Here is a 16,948-nt window from a genome sequence, read left to right on the forward strand (position 1 = left end):
GCCGTCCGGTCACCCGCCGCAGCGATCCATGTTTGTCGACTCGACCGAACCGGAGCCGACCCCTCGTGCCGTGATCCTCGCCCGGACGGTTGAAACATGAGTCGGCTACGGGACAAACGGCCGTCGACCGCGTTGAGTGAAGCCAGACCTGCGGGGGGTGCAGGGGAAGGCCACGGCGTCGCCGCCGGAGCCCGGCCACGGCCGGTCCGGCGTGCGACGCCGTGGACCTGTGCGGCCCCCGGTCAGTGCCCGATCCGGGTGGTGCCGCCGTAGCGGGGGGCGCTCGTGACCCGGTCCCGCCAGGTCGTCTCGGCGAGGCTCGGCGCCCACTGCCGCAGCAGGGTCTCCGCGCCGTCGTAGGCCACGCCGAGCACCCCCAGCACCCGGGTGGCGATCTCGGCGGCCGCGAGCGACCCCGACCGGCCGGCCTCGGCGCCCGGGCGGGTGGCGGCGTGCACGGTGACCGCCTCGGCGGAGCGCAGCACCTCGGCCAGCGCCCGGGCCAGTGCGACCCGGCTGCCCTCGGCCCAGTCGGCCAGCGCGTCCGCGTAGCCGGCGGTCGACTCCAGCCGGCCGACCAGGCTCTCCGGCCCCTCGTCGAGGTGGCGGAGCAGGGCGGTGCGGGCCTCGTCGTAGGCCGCGGCGGCCGGCCCGGACCAGGCGACCGGGTCGGCGAGGGCGGCGCAGGTGTCGTCGTACCCCCGGACGAGCCGGCGCACGGCGTGGCCGGCGCCGGTCAGCGGCGCGGGGTGCAGGTCGAGGAACTCGCGGACGGCCGCGCCGGGGAGCACCTGCATCCGGCGCAGCAGCGGCCAGAGCCGGTGCCCCTCGGGCGCGCCGGCGGCGAGCAGCGCGTCGACCCGGGTGAGCAGGTCGAGACCCGGCTCGGCGAGGCGGTCGAGGGCGTCCATCACGCCTCCCGGGCCAGCCGCCGCGCGACGGACTCGTCGGTCGCCGGGTAGCGGTCGGCGGCGCTGCGCAGGGCGGCCGCGGCGGCGGCCAGCCGGGCGGCGGCGGCCTGCGCCTCGCGGGCCCGGTCGCCGGTGGCCGCGGTCCACTGCCGGTGCAGGGCCCGGCCGATCTCGCCGGGCCGGCCGGTGGCGTGTGCCCCGAACGCGGGGTGGGGCGGGTCGGTGGCGGTCACCGTGTGGGCCAGCGTGGCGAGGGTGGCCCCGGCCTCGTCCAGGCGGGCCGCCAGCGCGCGCAACGTGTCCATGTCAGGCTCCCGCCAGCGGCCGGTAGGCCGCGAACGTCTCGTTGTGGAGCTTCTCGCGGGCCCACTGCGCCGCGTCGGCGGCGGCGGTCACGGCGGCCTGCACCGACCCGGCGACGTCCCGGGGGTTGCGCTGGTGGAGCGGGCCGAGGAAGCGCACGTCGGTGATCCGCCCGCCGGCGGTCACCACCACCTCGACGAGGCCGTCGGGCGAGCGGACGGTGACCTCGACCGTCGCCACCGCCTGGTCGAACTCGGCCTGGAGGGTCTCGATGCGCCGGTAGCGCCGCACCGCCTCCTCGATCCAGGCCTCGTCGATCTCCCCGCGTGGCATCGGCGGACTCCTCCCGGCTGACCTCATCACTGAGCGTGCCGCCACCGTCACCGCGCGGCCACACCGGACCGTACCGCAGTCAACAAAGCCTGTCGATGCCCTGTGGACAACCTCGGCGGGTGGTCAGCCCCGCCACAGGGCGAGCATCATCGCCTCCACCGCGATCCGCGGCTTGACGTTCGCCTCGATGGCCGCCCGGCACTCCAGCACGGCCTCCAGCCGGCGCAGCGCGCCCTCGGCGTCCCACTTCTGGGCGCCGGCCCCGGCCAGCGCCGCGGTGTCCCTGTGCACGGGTGCGACCGGCGCCCGCAGCGCCATGGTGAGCGCGTCCCGGTAGAAGCCGGCCAGGTCGACCAGCGCCCGGTCGAGCGCGTCCCGCTGGGCCCGGGTGGCCCGCGACTTCTGCCGCCGCTCCAGGTCCTTGAGCTGCCCGGCGGCGCCCCGCATGGCGCCGGCCGCACCCCGGCCGGTCCCGCCCGCGCCGAGCGCGGTCTGGAGCGCGGCCTTCTCCGTCTCGTCGATCTCGGCGACCGCCGCGGCGGCCTCGGCCTCGGCCGCCTCGATGAGCGCGGAGGCGGCGTCGAACGCGGCACCGACCCCGGTCAGCCGGCGCGGCACGGCGAGCACGGCGTCGCGGCGCTGCCGGGCCTCCGGGTCGCGGGCCAGCCGCCGGGCCCGGCCCACGTGGCCCTGCGCCGCCGCGGCGGCCCATTCGGCCACGTCGGGGGCGATGCCGTCGCGGCGTACGAGCACCTCGGCCACCGCCCCGGCCGGCGGCTGCCGCAGCGGCACGAGCCGGCACCGCGACCGGATGGTCACCGAGATGTCGTCCGGGTGGGTGGAGGGGGCGCAGAGCAGGAAGACGGTACGCGGCGGCGGCTCCTCCACCGCCTTGAGCAGCGCGTTGCCGGCGGCCTCGGTGAGCCGGTCGGCGTCCTCGATGATGACGACCTGCCAGCGGCCGCCGGACGGCGTGCTGGCCGCTCGCAGCACCAGCGCGCGCATCTCGCTCACGCCGATGGAGAGCCCCTCGGGCACCACCAGCCGCACGTCGGCGTGGGTGCCGGCGAGGGTGGTGTGGCAGCCGGGGCAGTGGCCGCAGCCGGTGCCGTGGACGCACTGGAGGGCGGCGGCGAAGGCGCGGGCGGCCACCGACCGGCCGGAACCGGGCGGCCCCGTGAAGATCCAGGCGTGGGTCATCCCGGCGCCGGGGTCGACGCCCTCCGGGCCGGCCGGGCCGGGCTCGTCGAACTCGTCGGCGAGCGCGTCGAGGTCGTCGTCGCCGTCCGGGTCGGCTCCGCCGGCCGCCGGGGCGCCCGCCCGCGCGACCGCGGGCGCGGCGGCACGCAGCAGGGCGGCGGCCGAGGCGGCGGCCCGCCGGAGCGTGGCCACCGCCTCGTCCTGCCCGACCAGGTCGGCGAAGACGTCGGTCATCGGTGCGGGCGTTCCATCGTCACCAGCTCCGCGTCGGATAACTCGGGCTGGACCGTGGTGTCGGGACCCTGGGCGGGGCGCGGGTGCACGATGGCGGCCGGGTCGACGAGGAACTCGTCCACCCGCCGCGCCACCGCCGCGGCGATCTCCTCGACCGGGCGGGACGCGTCGAGCACCAGGTAGCGCTTCGGGTCGGCGGCGGCCAGGTCGAGGAAGGCGTACCGGACCCGCTCGTGGAACCCGATCGACTCGGCCTCCAGCCGGTCGGCGCCCTGGTTGCGGGAGTCGACCCGGGTACGGCCGGTGTGCGGGTCGACGTCGAGGAGCACCACGAGGTCGGGCTTCAGCCCGCCGGTGGCCCACGAGGAGAGCCAGGACACCTCCTGCACCGGCAGGGTCCGCCCGGCGCCCTGGTACGCGAGCGACGAGTCGACGTACCGGTCGCTGATCACCACCGCGCCCCGGACCAGCGCCGGCCGGACCACGGTGGCGATGTGGTGCGCCCGGTCGGCGGCGTAGAGCAGCGCCTCGGCGCGCGGCGACGGGGCCTCGTCGTCGGCGGTCTCCAGCACGAGCGAGCGGATCCGCTGGCCGATGCCGGTGGCCCCCGGCTCCCGGGTGACCACGACGTCCCGGCCCTGCCCGCGCAGCCGCTCGGCGAGTGCGGCGAGCTGGGTGGACTTGCCGGCGCCCTCGCCGCCCTCGAAGACCACGAAGAGGCCGCTGGAGACGAAGGGCTCGGACGGCATGAGCGGGCGGCCCCGGATCGAGCCCCAGAGGTCGGCCAGGACCGGCACGCCCTTCTTGTCGTCCATCTGGCCGAAGGCGCTGATCCCCGCGAAGATGCCGGCCGCGCCCGCGGCGAGCAGCAGCAGGCGGGTCGAGGAGACCGAGATGCCCAGGTCGGCGATGGTCAGCTGGCGGGAGCCGCCGACGCCGACCAGGAGGCTGCTCAGCGCGATGGCCAGGATCAGCACCAGCCGGGTGCCGATCTGCACCACCGCGAAGACGCGGCCGCGCACCTCGTCGGCGACCTCGCCGCCGAGCAGCGTGGTGCCGGCCAGGAAGGCCATGCCCGCGCCCGCGCCGACCAGGACCGCGCCGAGCATCGCCATGGACAGGTGGATGGCGAAGGCGAGCACCAGCACCGAGGCGCTGGCCAGCACGATGCTCATGCCGAACCAGCGGCGCCGGGACATGTCCCGGACGATCATCGGGCCGGCCCCGATGCCGATCGCCAGGCCGATGAAGATCGCACCGAAGAGCAGGAAGAAGGCGGCGTCACCGGCGCCGAGCGAGGCGGCGAAGAACTTCGCCGTGCCGACCACGATGCCGCCGCCGGCGAAGGCGCCGAAGATGCCGAGCACCAGGCCGCGGACCAGTGGGGTCTGGCCGATGAACTTCCAGCCCTCGGCGAACTGGCGGACCATGGTCTGCTCGGCCTGCTCGCGCTCGCCGCCCCGGCTCTGGCTGATCTCCTTGATCCCGAACGCGACGACCAGCGCGGTGGCCAGCCGGGAGAACGAGTTGACCCAGAGCGCGAGCTGGGCCGGCTCGGCCCAGTCGGGCAGGTCGCCCCCGACCAGCCCCCGCACGCTGCGGTCGAGCACGGCGGCCACGATCGCGGCGGCGATCGGGGTGATGCCGTACGTGGTGATCAGGGTGAGCTGGTTGGCGGTCTCCAGCCGGGTACGCGGGATCAGGTTCGGGACCGCGGCCTCCTTGGCCGGGATCCACAGCAGGGTGACCGTCTCGATCAGGAAGGTGGCGATCGCCGCCCAGGTGACCACGAGGCCGCCGCTGGCGCCGGTGAGCGCGTAGAGCGGGATGGAGGCGAAGAGCACGAAGCGCAGCAGGTCGCAGATGACCATCGTCCAGCGCCGGTCGAACCGGTCGGCGAAGACACCGGCGACCGGACCGAGCACCAGCGCCGGGAGCAGCCGGATCGCGATCAGCGTGCCGAACGCGGCGCCCTTCGCGGTGCTGCCGGAAACCTGGGCGGCGGCGAAGACCGAGGTGGCGAGCAGGCCGAGCCAGTCGCCGAAGGAGGCGACGCCGAGCACGATCCACAGCCGGCGGAAGGGCCGGATGCGCAGGACCGACCGGATGGCGGCCGCTCCGGAGCGGTCGGCCGCGGGCGCCGACACGCCGGGCGACTCGCCGTTGTTCTGGCTTTCGATGGCCGTACCTCCACGTGCCGGCCCAGAGTTGGGCACCCCCGGTGGAACACTCTAGTCGCGGCGAGATGCGTCCCCCTCCGCGACATTCGCCTGCTCGCGAGCCTAGGCCGCCGGCACCACCGCCCGCAGCCCGGACAGACGCGAGGGTATTTCGCATTGGCGTCCAGACAGTTAGCGTGCACACGTGGCCATCGACCGTGACAAACTTCGCGATCGCCTCGACCGGGCGACCGCCCATCTCGACCCGCCGTACGCGGTGGTCGACCTCACCGCCTTCGACGCGAACGCCGACGCTCTGGTCCAGCGGGCCGCGGGCAAGCCGGTGCGGATCGCCAGCAAGTCGGTCCGGGTCCGGGAGCTGCTGACCCGGGCGCTGGCCCGGCCCGGCTGGCGGGGGGTGATGGCGTTCACCCTCCCCGAGGCGCTCTGGCTGGCCCGCAGCGGCGTCAGCGACGACGTGCTGGTCGCCTACCCGACCGCCGACCGGAGGGCGCTCGCCGAACTGGCCGCCGACCCGGCGCTCGCCGACGCGGTGACCCTGATGGTCGACGACGCCGGGCAGCTCGACCTGGTCGACCAGGTCTGCCCGCCCGACCGCCGGCCGCCGCTGCGGGTCTGCCTCGAACTCGACGCCTCCTGGCGGCCCCTCGGCGGCCGGGTGCACGTCGGCGTGCGGCGGTCCCCGGTGCACAGCGCCGGGGCGGCCGGCAGCCTCGCCGCCGCGGTCGCCGGCCGGCCGGGCTTCCGGCTGGTCGGCCTCATGTCCTACGAGGCGCAGATCGCCGGCCTCGGCGACGCCCCGCCCGGGCAGGCGGTGCTCGGCACCGCCATCCGGGTCACCCAGCGTGGCTCGTACCGCGAACTGCTGGCCCGCCGTGCCGCCGCGGTCGCCGCGGTACGCGAGCACGCCGACCTCGAGTTCGTCAACGGCGGCGGCACCGGCAGCGTGGCCGCCACCAGCGCCGACCCCGCGGTCACCGAGGTCACCGCGGGCTCCGGCCTGTACGGGCCGACGCTCTTCGACGCGTACCGTGCCTGGCGGCCGACCCCGGCGGCGTTCTTCGCCTGCGCGGTGGTCCGCCGCCCGGCGCCCGGGCTGGCCACCGTGCTCGGCGGCGGCTGGATCGCGTCGGGCCCGGCCGCCGACAGCCGCCTGCCCCGGCCGTGGCTGCCGGCCGGGCTGAAGCTGCTGGGCGCGGAGGGCGCGGGTGAGGTGCAGACGCCGCTGGCCGGCGACGTCGCCACCGCCCTCCGAATCGGCGACCGGGTGTGGTTCCGGCACGCGAAGGCCGGCGAGCTGTGCGAGCACGTCAACGAGGTGCATCTCGTCGACGGCGACAGCGTGGTGGCCACCGTGCCGACCTACCGGGGCGAGGGCCACGCGTTCCTCTAGACGGTGACGGCGGGTCCCGGACACCTCGGGAACCCGCCGCTCGTCGTCCTGCCCGGTCGCACCCCGGGCGTCGCACCTTGTCGTCACCGCCGGCACCATGGCGGTGACGTCCTGCTCAGCCCTGTTGCACGGCCTCCGTCCGGGCGTCGACCTGCCGGTGCAGGTATTCCCGGATGAGCGCCTTGGCCTCGACCAGCACCCGCTCGTCGCCCTCGGTCTTCCGCCGGAACGCCAGCTTGATCAGGGAGTCGGCGGCCTCCACGGCGACCTCCAGGTGGAAGCGGAGGTCGGGCACACCGGCCAGACCGAACCGCTCCGTGAGCACGCGGGCGAGCTGATCCGCGATCACCCCGTTGTTGTCCCGCTGCTCGTCGAGCAGGTGCACGTCGACCACGTCGCCGAAGTGCAGGGTACGGAAACCGGGGACCGTGCGGTGCATCGAGATGTACTCGTCGATCGCCGCATCGACCCCGTCCCACCAGTGGGTCAGGTCGGGCGAGGAGAACCGCTCGTCGAGCCGCTGGAGATAGGACTCCATCGTGCGCAGCGTCAGCGCCTGCACGATGGCCCGCTTGTCCGGAAAGAACTGATAGACCGACCCGATCGCCACCTCGGCACGCTCGGCGAGGAGGGTCGTGGTCAAGCCCTCGTACCCCACCTCGTCGACGAGCTCGGCGCAGGCGTCCAGCATCCGCTGGACCCGCGCGACACTTCGACCCTGCACCGGTACCCGACGCAGCGGCCCGGTCGTGGCGGCTGGTGTGGACACTCGCCACCCCCCTTCGACGGAGAACATATCTGCACGTCACGAGTCTGTGACTACCGGTACAACGAGCCGGGCTCGATTGCGGTATTTACCAGGAACAACGTTCCTGATATGAAGTCAGTTCATATTCACGTCGAGGAGCGTCCCATGGCCGGCACGCCAGCCGCCTGGTCCAACTGGGCCGGCAACCAGCGCAGCACCGCCGCCCTGACGGTGCGCCCCCGCACCGTCGAGGAGGTCGCCGAGGCTGTCCGCCACGCCGCCGACACCGGCCGGACGATCCGGGCGGTGGGCAGCGGACACTCCTTCACCGGCACCGCCGTCGCCGACGGGCACCGGCTCGACCTCGCCGACCTGGACACCGGGGTCACCGTCGACACCGCTCGCCGCCTGGTCACCGTACCGGCCGGAACGACGCTGCACACGCTCAACGACCTGCTCGCCCGCCACGGTCTGGCGCTGCCCAACCTCGGCGACATCGACGCGCAGACCGTCGCCGGCGCGCTCTCCACCGGCACCCACGGCACCGGCGGCAAGCTCGGCTGTCTGTCCACCTTCGTCACCGCGCTGACACTGGTCACCGGCGCCGGTGAGGTGCTGCGCTGCTCCGCCGACGAGCACCGCGACGTGTTCGCCGCCGCCCGGGTCGGGCTCGGCGCCGTCGGGGTGCTGGTCGAGGTCACGCTCCGCTGCGTCGACGCCTTCGTGCTCCGCGCGCACGAGCGGCCGGCCGCGCTCGCCGCGGTGCTCGACGACCTGCCCGGCCTGGTCGAGCGGCACGACCACGCCGAGTTCTACTGGTTCCCGTACACGGACCGGGTGCAGGTCAAGGCCAACGACCGGGTGCCCGCCGACGACCGGCCACTGCCCCGCTGGCGCGGCTGGCTGGACGACGAGTTCCTCTCCAACACCGTCTTCGCCGGAGCCTGCCGGCTGGGCCGCGCCGTGCCGGCGCTCGCCCCCGGGATCAGCGCGATCTCCGCCCGGGCGCTCACCGAACGCACCTACACGGGCCGCTCCGACCTGGTCTTCTGCACCCCGCGCCGGGTCCGCTTCGTGGAGATGGAGTACGGCCTCCCGCGCGCCGCCCTGCCCACCGCCCTGGCCGAACTGCGGCGGATCGTCGACGGGCTGCCGTTCAAGGTGCTGTTCCCGGTCGAGGTGCGGTTCACCGCCGCCGACGACATCTGGCTCTCCCACGGGTACGGGCGGGACTCCGCCTACGTCGCCATCCACCAGTACGTGGGGATGCCGTACGAGCCGTACTTCCGCGCGTTCGAGAAGGTCGCCACGGACCTGGGCGGCCGCCCCCACTGGGGCAAGCTGCACTGGCGGGACGCCGAGTCGCTGGCGGAGGCGTACCCGAGGTTCGGTGACTTCCTGACGGTCCGCGACCGCCTGGACCCCGACCGCCGCTTCACCAACCCCTACCTGAACCAGGTCCTGGGCGCCTGACCCCTCCTGAGGATCTTGGTACGAACCTGCCCCTGGAAGGGCGGATCCCTACCAAGATCCGTCGGCTGTCCACAGGGGTGGTGGACGGCGGCGGGATCCGGAGGAATGGAGGGTGTGTCGGCGGGTGGGGAATCGGCAGGGTTTGGGCGGCGTGTGCCGGCGGATCATGCCGATGGGTTGAGCTGGTTGCTCTTTCGGCAGGCGGATGTGCTCAGCGCGTCGCAGGCGCGGCGGTTCCTGTCCGACAAGGCTGTTCGCCACCGGGTGGCCAGCGGCCGGTGGCGTCAGGTGCACCGGGGGATCTACGTCGCCCACAACGGGCCCGTCGGTCGCGCCCAGCTCCGCTGGATCGCTGCGCTCGCGGCCGGCCCGGCGGCCGTGCTGGGCGGGCTCACCGCGGCCCAGGCGTGGGGACTGCGCCGTTACGAGTCACCCGTCGTCCACCTGCTGCTGCCCGCCCGGCACCAGGCACGGTCGTTGCCGTCGTGGGTACGGCTCCACCGGACCACGCTGCTGCCCGCTGAGGACGTGCTGACCGTCGGGCAGCCGCCACGGACGATGCCCGCCCGGTCCCTGGTCGACGCGGCGCAGTGGGCCTCGACCGACGACGAGGCCCGAGCGGTCATCGCCGCGGGCTTCCAGCAGCGTCTCGTCGGCGGAGACGACGTGCACCGCGTCCTGGCCGGGCTGCCCCGGGCGCGCCGGCGCGAACTGATCCGGGCGACCGCGTCGGATGCGACGGGCGGCGCCCACTCCCTGGCCGAACTGGACTTCCTGAACCTGGTCCGTCGAGCGGGCCTTCCCGAGCCGTCACGGCAGGTGATCCGCCGCGACGCCAACGGACGGCGACGCTATCTCGACGTGTGGTTCGCCCAGTGGCGGGTGCACGTCGAGATCGACGGTGGACAGCACCTCGATCCGCGCACCGCCTGGGCCGACATGCGACGGCAGAACGACCTGTGGGCCAGCGGTGACCGCATACTCCGCTTCCCCGCCTGGGCGATCCGCCACAATCCCAGCGAAGTCCTGACCCAACTCCGCACCGCCCTCAGAGTGGCGGGCTGGCCCGGCTGAATCTTGGTACGTATCCGCCCCTGGGAGGGCGGCTACGTACCAAGATCGTCAGTCGGTTTCGGTGCTCGCGGTTGCCTTCTTCGGGGTTGCCTTCTTTGCCGGGGCCTTCTTTGCCGTCGTGGCCTTCGCGGTCGTGGTCTTCTTGGCCGTGGTGGACTTCGCGGCGGCGGTCTTCTTGGCGGCCGTTGCCTTCTTGGCCGGGGCGGCCTTCTTGGCCGCCTTCTTCTTCGGCGCCGGACCCTTCGCCCGCTTCTCGGCGAGCATCTCGGAGGCCTCCTCGAGGGTCAGCGCCTCCGGGGTCTGGGCGCGCCGCAGCGAGGCGTTGGTCTCCCCGTCCGTCACGTACGGGCCGAACCGCCCGTCCTTGATCACCAGCGGCTTCTCGGTGAGCGGGTCGTTGCCCATCTCCCGCAGCGGCGGCGCGGCGGCCCGGCGCTGCCGGGTCTTCGGGGCGGCCAGCAGGGCCAGCGCCTCGTCCAGCGTGACGGTGAACATCTTGTCTTCCGAGTCCAGCGAGCGGAACTCGTCACCGCGCTTGACGTAGGGGCCGTAGCGGCCGTTGTTGGCGACCACCTCGTTGCCCTCGGGGTCGGTGCCGATGAGCCGGGGCAGGCTGAGCAGCTGCAACGCCTGGTCGAAGGTGAGGCTGTCCGGCGACTGCGAGCGCAGCAGCGAGGACTTCCGTTCACCGCTGGCCACGTAGGGGCCGAACCGGCCGGACTTGAGCAGGATCGGCTCGCCGGTGGCCGGGTCGTCGCCGAGCTTGCGCTCGCCCCCGCCGCCGAGGAACAGCTCGTGCACCTTCTCCGGGGTCAGCTCGTCGGGCGCCAGCCCCTCGGGGATCGGCGCCCGGTCGCCCTGGCCGCCGCCCTCCTCGCCCTCCGCGGGGGGCGTGGGCTGCTCGCCGGGCATCGCCCGCTGGAGGTACGGCCCGTAGCGGCCGACCCGGACGACGACCTCGCGCCCGTCCTCGTCGGTGAAGAGCGGGATCGAGTTGACGCTGCGCGCGTCGATCTCGCTGAGGTTCTCGGTGACCAGCTTCTTCAGCCCGCCCGCGTGGGCGATGGCCTGGTCGCCGGTGCCGTTGGCGCTGCCGAAGTAGAAGGAGGTGAGGAAGTCGACCGCCGCGTGGTCACCGCCGGCGATCTCGTCCAGCTCGTTCTCCATGCTGGCCGTGAAGTCGTAGTCGATGAGGCGCGGGTAGTGCCGCTCCAGCAGCCCGATCACCGCGAACGCCAGGAACGACGGGATCATGGCCTGGCCGCGCTTGAAGACGTACCCGCGGTCCTGGATCGTCTGCATGATCGACGCGTACGTCGACGGGCGGCCGATGCCCAGCTCCTCCAGGGCCTTGACCAGCGACGCCTCGGTGTAGCGGGCGGGCGGCTGGGTGTGGTGGCCCTGGGGGGCCAGCTCGTCGGCGGTGAGCGGCTGGTCCTTGGTCAGGGTGGGCAGCCGCCGCTCGGCGTCCTCGGCCTCGGCGTTCTCGTCGTCGCTCGACTCGACGTACGCCCGCAGGAAGCCGGGGTCGGTGATGGTCTTGCCGGTGGCGCCGAAGTCGGCCTCCTCGCCGGCGTTGGACAGCGCCCGGATGCGCACCGAGACGCTGGAGCCGACCGCGTCGGTCATCTGCGAGGCGATGGTGCGCCGCCAGATCAGCTCGTAGAGCTTGAACTCCTCGGCGGACAGCTCCTTGGCCACCTCGCCCGGGGTGCGGAAGTTGTCCCCCGCCGGGCGGATCGCCTCGTGTGCCTCCTGTGCGTTCTTCACCTTGCCGGTGTAGCGGCGCGGCTCCGGCGGCACGCTGCGCTCGCCGTAGAGCTCGGCGATCTGCCGGCGGGCCGCCGCGATGGCGGTCTCCGACAGGTTCACCGAGTCGGTACGCATGTAGGTGATGTAGCCGTTCTCGTAGAGCCGCTGCGCGGTGCGCATCGTCTGCTGGGACGAGAGCCGCAGCTTGCGGGCCGCCTCCTGCTGGAGGGTGGAGGTGATGAACGGCGCGTACGGGCGGCGGCGGTAGGGCTTCTCCTCGACCCGGGTGACCGTGAAGGGCCGACCGTCCAGCCGCGCGGCCAGCCCCCGGGCACCGCTCTCGTCCAGGTGCACCACGCCGGCGCCGGCCCGGACCCGGCCCGTGGTGGGCTCGAAGTCCTTGCCGGTGGCGATCCGGTCGCCGTTCAGCGCGATCAGGGTGGCGTTGAAGGTGCGCGGACCCTCGCCCGGGTTCGCGACCGCCAGGGTGGCCAGGATGTCCCAGTACTCGGCGGTGCGGAACGCCATCCGCTGCCGCTCCCGCTCGACCACGATCCGGGTGGCCACGGACTGCACCCGGCCGGCGGAGAGGCCGCTGCGGACCTTGCGCCAGAGCACCGGGGAGACCTCGTAGCCGTAGAGCCGGTCGAGGATGCGCCGGGCCTCCTGCGCGTCGACCAGGTCCCGGTCGATCTCCCGGGGGTTGGCCACCGCGGCCTGGATGGCCGGCTTGGTGATCTCGTGGAAGACCATCCGCTTGACCGGCACCTTGGGCTTCAGCGTCTCCACGAGGTGCCACGCGATCGCCTCGCCCTCGCGGTCCTCGTCGGTGGCGAGGAAGATCTCGTCCACCTCCTTGGCCAGCGACTTCAGCTTGGTGATCTGCTTCTTCCGGTCGGCGGAGACCACGTAGAGGGCGGCGAAGCCGTTGTCCACGTCCACGCCGAGCCGGGCCCAGGGCTTGTCCTCGTAGGCGGCCGGGATCTCGGCGGCATTGCGGGGCAGGTCCCGGACGTGGCCGAAGCTGGCCTCCACGACGTACCCCGGGCCGAGGTAGCCCGAGATCGTCTTGGCCTTCGCCGGTGACTCGACGATGACCAGACGGGTGGTTCCAGCGTTGCTCGGCACGTCTCTCCCCGACCTCACTCCTACGTAATGCCCGCTTCGCGGCATGTTGCACCCTGCCGGACCACCGGCGGTCCGGATGTCCAACGTAACGCGCCGTCCGCGTTCCGGGTTTCGTGGGCGGCAAATGATCAGGTGGCGTCGACCATCGGCCGGCACCCCGCCGGACGGCGCCACCGTACACCGTGGGTAGGGCGCCGAGCGGGTCACTGTGACGATCACGCACCCACGGCGGAGGGGACACCGGTCGTTTTCCTGCGCAAACCTCCGCACGACATGTCCGGGATCGGACAGCCGGCGGGGTTGCGCCGGAGGGTCAGCCGTGCGTCCCCGGCCACTCGGCCGTCGGCGCGGCGGGGGGCCGGTCCCCCACCAGCTCCGCGAGCCGGGCCACCCGCCGCCCGGTGATCCGGTACGCCGGCCCGCCCTCGTCCGACTCGACGAACGCGGCCGGCAGCCCCACCGCGGCCAGCGCCGCGCGCACCGGCGGCCAGCACTCCTCGTCCGCCGGGCCGAGCCGGAGCCGGAACCCGGCCGGATCGGCGGCACCGGCGGCGGCGAGCCAGAGCCGCAGCCGCCGCCCGTTGAGGTGGAACGCCGCCGGGGGCCGCTTCACCGGGCCGCGCAGCCAGGCCAGTGCGAGCGGGGCGAGCGTGGTGGCGTACGCGGTGCGCACCAGGTGCCGCCCGTCCCCGGTCGGCTCCCAACTGGCCGGGACACCCCGGGCGCCCAGCTCGGCCACCAGCACGTGCACCCGCCAGGCGGCGTCCACCAGTACGGAGACCCGGGCCGTCCCGCCCATCCGGACCACCTCACCGGGCCCGGCGAGCAGGCCGGCGAGGTCCGCCAGCGATGGATCGGCCGCCTCGGTGGAGAACAGCGAGGGCTGGCGGGCCGGGTTCGGGTGGGGAGGGGTCAGCGACACTCCGGGACCTCGTCGAAGGCCTTTTTCAGCTCGGGTGAGTTGAGCCGGCTGGTGTCCAGCGCGCTCGCGTCGTACTCCTTGTTGAGCGTGTCCACGGCGGCCCGTACCCCGTCGTAGAACGGGCCGGCCTGCGCGGTGTCCAGCCGGTCGATGGTGTCCCGGGCCCGCCCGTACGCGTCCCGCACCTTGCTGAGCGAGGCGCGGAACCCGGCGGAGATCTCGTCGCCGTGATCGGTGTCCGGCACGCCGGCCTCCTCGACCTTGCGCCGGGCCGTCTCGCTGGCCTGCTCGGCCCCGGCGAAGAGCCGGACCAGGTTCTCCTTGGCCTGCGCCGGGGTGGTCTGCGCGGTCATCTGCTGCTGGGTGCTGCTGGTCAGCTTGTTGATCTCGGCGCGCCAGGGGCTGAGTGCCTGACAGACCGACGCGGCCCAGGCCTGCGGGCTGGGGCCACCGCACCCGGCGACGACGAGAACCAGCGTGGCCAGGACCACCGTGAGCTTTCCGGCGGTTGCCGCCCGGCGCGTACGCATGCGTTGCAGCGTACGACCTTGCGATGGAAGTGCCACCGGTCAGGTTTCGTGCACGGGACCGCCGGACGGCACGGTTCCCGGCCGGCCGAGGCCGACCGGGAACCGTCGCGTCGCCCGGGTCAGGCGTTGACCGTCTCCGGGTGCTGGTCCGGGGTGCCGGCGTCGCGGTCCGAGTCCGCCATCGCCACGCCCTTGCGCTTGCTGAACACCACCGCCGCCACGATGACCAGGGCGGCCACCACGGCGATCGCGATGCGCAGCGGGGTGTTGCGGTCGTCGCCCACGCTCCAGGCCACCACGGCCGGGGCGATCAGCAGCGAGACCAGGTTCATCACCTTGATCAGCGGGTTGATCGCCGGGCCGGCGGTGTCCTTGAACGGGTCACCGACCGTGTCGCCGATGACGGTCGCGGCGTGCGACTCGGAGCCCTTGCCGCCGTACGCGCCGTCCTCCACCAGCTTCTTGCCGTTGTCCCAGGCGCCGCCGGAGTTGGCCAGGAAGACCGCCATCAGGGTGCCCGCGCCGATCGCACCGGCCAGGTACGAGGCCAGCGCGCCCGGGCCGAGGCCGAAGCCGACAGCGATCGGGGCCAGGATGGCCAGCAGGCCGGGGGTCATCAGCTCGCGCTGCGCGTCCCGGGTGCAGATGTCGACGACCTTGCCGTACTCGGGGCGCTGGGTGCGGTCCATGATGCCGGGCAGCTCACGGAACTGCCGGCGTACCTCCATGACCACGGCGCCGGCCGAGCGGGAGACCGCGTTGATGGCCAGGCCGGAGAAGAGGAAGACCACCGCCGCGCCGATGATGAGGCCGACCAGGTTGCGCGGGTTGGCCACGTTCAGCGAGTTGAGGATCTCGGCGCCGACGTCGCCCACGCCCGCGTCCTCGTACGAGGAGCGCAGCGTGTCGGTGTACGAGCCGAACAGCGCGGTCGCGGCCAGCACGGCCGTGGCGATCGCGATGCCCTTGGTGATCGCCTTGGTGGTGTTGCCGACGGCGTCCAGCTCGGTGAGCGTCCGCGCGCCGTGCTCGTCGATGTCGCCGGACATCTCGGCCACGCCCTGGGCGTTGTCGGAGATCGGGCCGAAGGTGTCCATGGCGACGATGACGCCGACGGTGGTGAGCAGGCCGGTGCCGGCCAGCGCCACCGCGAACAGCGACAGCGTGATCGAGCTGCCACCGAGCAGGAACGCGCCGAAGACGCCCGCGCCGATGAGCAGCGCCGAGTAGACCGCCGACTCCAGGCCGACGCTGATGCCGGCGAGGATGACGGTGGCCGCTCCGGTCTGCGAGCTCTTGCCGATGTCCTGCACCGGGCGCCGGTTGGTCTCGGTGAAGTAGCCGGTGAGCGCCTGGATCGCGGCGGCCAGCACGATGCCGATGACGACGGCGCCGATGGCCACGAGACGCGGGTTGCGGTCGACGTCGGTGAGGCCGCCCTCCAGCTCGCCGAAGGTCGCCGGCAGGTAGGCGAACGCGGCGATCGCCACCAGCACCGCGGCGATCACCGCGGAGAGGTAGAAGGCCCGGTTGATCGCGGTCAGGCCGTTGCGGTCCGAGGTGCGCAGCCGGGTGATGAAGACGCCCACGATCGCGACGAGCACGCCGATGGTGGAAATGATCAGCGGGAAGACCAGGCCGGTCTCGCCGAACGCGGCGCGGCCCAGGATCAGCGCGGCGACCAGGGTGACCGCGTACGACTCGAAGAGGTCCGCGGCCATGCCGGCGCAGTCGCCGACGTTGTCGCCCACGTTGTCGGCGATGGTGGCGGCGTTGCGCGGGTCGTCCTCCGGGATGCCCTGCTCGACCTTGCCCACCAGGTCGGCGCCGACGTCGGCGGCCTTGGTGAAGATGCCGCCGCCGACCCGCATGAACATGGCGAGCAGCGCGGCGCCGAAGCCGAAGCCCTCCAGCACGGTCGGGGCGTCGCCCCGGAAGATCAGCACGACCAGCGCCGCACCGAACAGGCCGAGGCCGACGGTGAGGAAGCCGACCACGCCACCGGTGCGGAAGGCGATCTTCATGGCGCCCTCGCGCCCGCCTTCGCGCTCCCGGGCGGCCGCGGCGACCCGCAGGTTGGCGCGGGTGGCCAGCCACATGCCGGCGCCGCCGATGAACGCGCTGAACAGCGCACCCACGACGAAGAACGCCGACCGGCCGATCTTCACGAGGATCTCGCTGCCGTCGGTGTCGTGCACCGGCAGCAGGAACAGCAGCACGACGGCGATCACCACGAAGATCGCCAGGGTGCGGAACTGCCGCAGCAGGTACGCGGACGCGCCCTCCTGCACCGCCCCGGAAATCTCCTGCATGTTGGTGGTTCCCGTACCGGCCGCCAGGACCGCCCTGGTGAGGGCGGCCGCGAAGACGAGCGCCACCAGCGCGATGACCGCGGCGATGACGACGTACGTCACGTTGGCTCCGGTAAGGGACAGTGCGCCGCCGTCGGCGGCCAAGGTCCCGGACATCTATGTCCTCCTGTACCGAACAACTCGCGCCGTCCCGTGGAGACGCACGGACCGACGCCTGGATGCGGACTCGCAAGCGCGCGCCAACCCACCCCGGCGGACCAGCGATGAACACCCATTCCCGCTGGCTGCGAGACAGGTCACTTGCTGACAACCCGGGTACTGTAGCCCTCCGACGTGGTGAGGGTCACAGGCAGGGGGCACCGTGGCCCGATGATCTTCGTAACTGTGCTATGCGAAGAAATCTGATATAAGGGCCGGGCAGCACGACGAGGCCGCGCTCCCCGAGGGGAGCGCGG

13 protein-coding genes are annotated in these 16,948 nt (G+C 73.4%); 3 read left to right on the top strand and 10 right to left on the bottom strand.

Annotated features, from left to right (window positions below; translation table 11 throughout):
- Nucleotides 1-242: 242 nt before the first annotated feature.
- From GA0070214_RS08740 to tmk, 5 genes are all read right to left on the bottom strand, one after another.
- The gene (locus GA0070214_RS08740) at nt 243-911 is read right to left on the bottom strand and encodes a hypothetical protein (protein ID WP_091261133.1); all 669 of its coding nucleotides are present in this window, start codon (nt 909-911) and stop codon (nt 243-245) included.
- On the bottom strand, nt 911-1,216 hold the full coding sequence (locus GA0070214_RS08745; RefSeq protein WP_091261135.1) for a type VII secretion target: 306 nt from the start codon (nt 1,214-1,216) through the stop codon (nt 911-913). Before GA0070214_RS08745 ends, GA0070214_RS08740 begins: the two co-directional genes overlap by 1 nt.
- A 1-nt stretch (nt 1,217) precedes the next feature.
- The gene (locus GA0070214_RS08750; protein ID WP_091261137.1) at nt 1,218-1,547 is read right to left on the bottom strand and encodes a YbaB/EbfC family nucleoid-associated protein; all 330 of its coding nucleotides are present in this window, start codon (nt 1,545-1,547) and stop codon (nt 1,218-1,220) included.
- Nucleotides 1,548-1,670: 123 nt separating this feature from the next.
- Nucleotides 1,671-2,981 (bottom strand): DNA polymerase III subunit delta', encoded by a 1,311-nt coding sequence (locus GA0070214_RS08755; protein WP_091261141.1) that lies wholly within the window; start codon nt 2,979-2,981, stop codon nt 1,671-1,673.
- A complete protein-coding gene (gene tmk / locus GA0070214_RS08760) occupies nt 2,978-5,071 on the bottom strand; it encodes a dTMP kinase (protein ID WP_279615644.1) in 2,094 nt (697 codons plus the stop codon). Before tmk ends, GA0070214_RS08755 begins: the two co-directional genes overlap by 4 nt.
- Nucleotides 5,072-5,345: 274 nt before the next feature.
- On the opposite strand from tmk, the gene GA0070214_RS08765 reads away from it, so the two are divergent.
- Nucleotides 5,346-6,554: an amino acid deaminase/aldolase gene (locus tag GA0070214_RS08765; RefSeq protein WP_091261143.1), complete on the top strand. Its 1,209-nt coding sequence runs from the start codon at nt 5,346-5,348 to the stop codon at nt 6,552-6,554.
- A gap of 115 nt (nt 6,555-6,669) precedes the next feature.
- Here the strand turns inward: GA0070214_RS08765 and GA0070214_RS08770 are convergent, their stop codons facing one another.
- Complete coding sequence (locus GA0070214_RS08770; RefSeq protein ID WP_091261145.1) at nt 6,670-7,245, bottom strand: TetR/AcrR family transcriptional regulator; 576 nt, start codon at nt 7,243-7,245, stop codon at nt 6,670-6,672.
- Between the two features lie 222 nt (nt 7,246-7,467).
- On the opposite strand from GA0070214_RS08770, the gene GA0070214_RS08775 reads away from it, so the two are divergent.
- Both GA0070214_RS08775 and GA0070214_RS08780 read left to right on the top strand, forming a co-directional pair.
- Nucleotides 7,468-8,775 (top strand): D-arabinono-1,4-lactone oxidase, encoded by a 1,308-nt coding sequence (locus tag GA0070214_RS08775; protein WP_091261147.1) that lies wholly within the window; start codon nt 7,468-7,470, stop codon nt 8,773-8,775.
- Between the two features lie 105 nt (nt 8,776-8,880).
- On the top strand, nt 8,881-9,849 hold the full coding sequence (locus GA0070214_RS08780; protein WP_091261149.1) for a type IV toxin-antitoxin system AbiEi family antitoxin domain-containing protein: 969 nt from the start codon (nt 8,881-8,883) through the stop codon (nt 9,847-9,849).
- 48 nt (nt 9,850-9,897) lie between these two features.
- On the opposite strand, the gene topA is transcribed toward GA0070214_RS08780, so the two are convergent.
- The 4 genes from topA to GA0070214_RS08800 all read right to left on the bottom strand — a co-directional run bounded on the left by topA (nt 9,898) and on the right by GA0070214_RS08800 (nt 16,649).
- Entirely contained in the window at nt 9,898-12,729 is a 2,832-nt protein-coding gene (gene topA / locus GA0070214_RS08785; protein WP_091261150.1) for a type I DNA topoisomerase, read from the bottom strand.
- A 313-nt stretch (nt 12,730-13,042) separates the two neighbouring features.
- The gene (locus GA0070214_RS08790) at nt 13,043-13,651 is read right to left on the bottom strand and encodes a hypothetical protein (RefSeq protein ID WP_091261152.1); all 609 of its coding nucleotides are present in this window, start codon (nt 13,649-13,651) and stop codon (nt 13,043-13,045) included.
- Nucleotides 13,642-14,181 carry a hypothetical protein gene (locus GA0070214_RS08795; protein ID WP_091261154.1) on the bottom strand — a complete coding sequence of 180 codons (540 nt, stop codon included), beginning with the start codon at nt 14,179-14,181 and terminating at the stop codon, nt 13,642-13,644. The genes GA0070214_RS08790 and GA0070214_RS08795 overlap by 10 nt, the downstream gene beginning before the upstream one ends.
- Before the next feature lie 119 nt (nt 14,182-14,300).
- Nucleotides 14,301-16,649: a sodium-translocating pyrophosphatase gene (locus tag GA0070214_RS08800; protein WP_091261156.1), complete on the bottom strand. Its 2,349-nt coding sequence runs from the start codon at nt 16,647-16,649 to the stop codon at nt 14,301-14,303.
- Nucleotides 16,650-16,948: the final 299 nt, after the last annotated feature.

The organism is Micromonospora chaiyaphumensis (assembly GCF_900091435.1).
GTDB lineage: Bacteria > Actinomycetota > Actinomycetes > Mycobacteriales > Micromonosporaceae > Micromonospora > Micromonospora chaiyaphumensis.

Excerpts from the sequence above, each read along its gene's own strand:
- GA0070214_RS08750 (WP_091261137.1), bottom strand. The coding sequence starts at position 1,547 with ATGCCACGCGGGGAGATCGACGAGGCCTGGATCGAGGAGGCGGTGCGG.
- GA0070214_RS08780 (WP_091261149.1), top strand. The coding sequence starts at position 8,881 with ATGGAGGGTGTGTCGGCGGGTGGGGAATCGGCAGGGTTTGGGCGGCGT.
- GA0070214_RS08745 (WP_091261135.1), bottom strand. The coding sequence starts at position 1,216 with ATGGACACGTTGCGCGCGCTGGCGGCCCGCCTGGACGAGGCCGGGGCC.
- GA0070214_RS08795 (WP_091261154.1), bottom strand. The coding sequence starts at position 14,181 with ATGCGTACGCGCCGGGCGGCAACCGCCGGAAAGCTCACGGTGGTCCTG.
- GA0070214_RS08775 (WP_091261147.1), top strand. The coding sequence starts at position 7,468 with ATGGCCGGCACGCCAGCCGCCTGGTCCAACTGGGCCGGCAACCAGCGC.
- GA0070214_RS08770 (WP_091261145.1), bottom strand. The coding sequence starts at position 7,245 with ATGCTGGACGCCTGCGCCGAGCTCGTCGACGAGGTGGGGTACGAGGGC.
- GA0070214_RS08800 (WP_091261156.1), bottom strand. The coding sequence starts at position 16,649 with ATGTCCGGGACCTTGGCCGCCGACGGCGGCGCACTGTCCCTTACCGGA.
- GA0070214_RS08755 (WP_091261141.1), bottom strand. The coding sequence starts at position 2,981 with ATGACCGACGTCTTCGCCGACCTGGTCGGGCAGGACGAGGCGGTGGCC.
- GA0070214_RS08740 (WP_091261133.1), bottom strand. The coding sequence starts at position 911 with ATGGACGCCCTCGACCGCCTCGCCGAGCCGGGTCTCGACCTGCTCACC.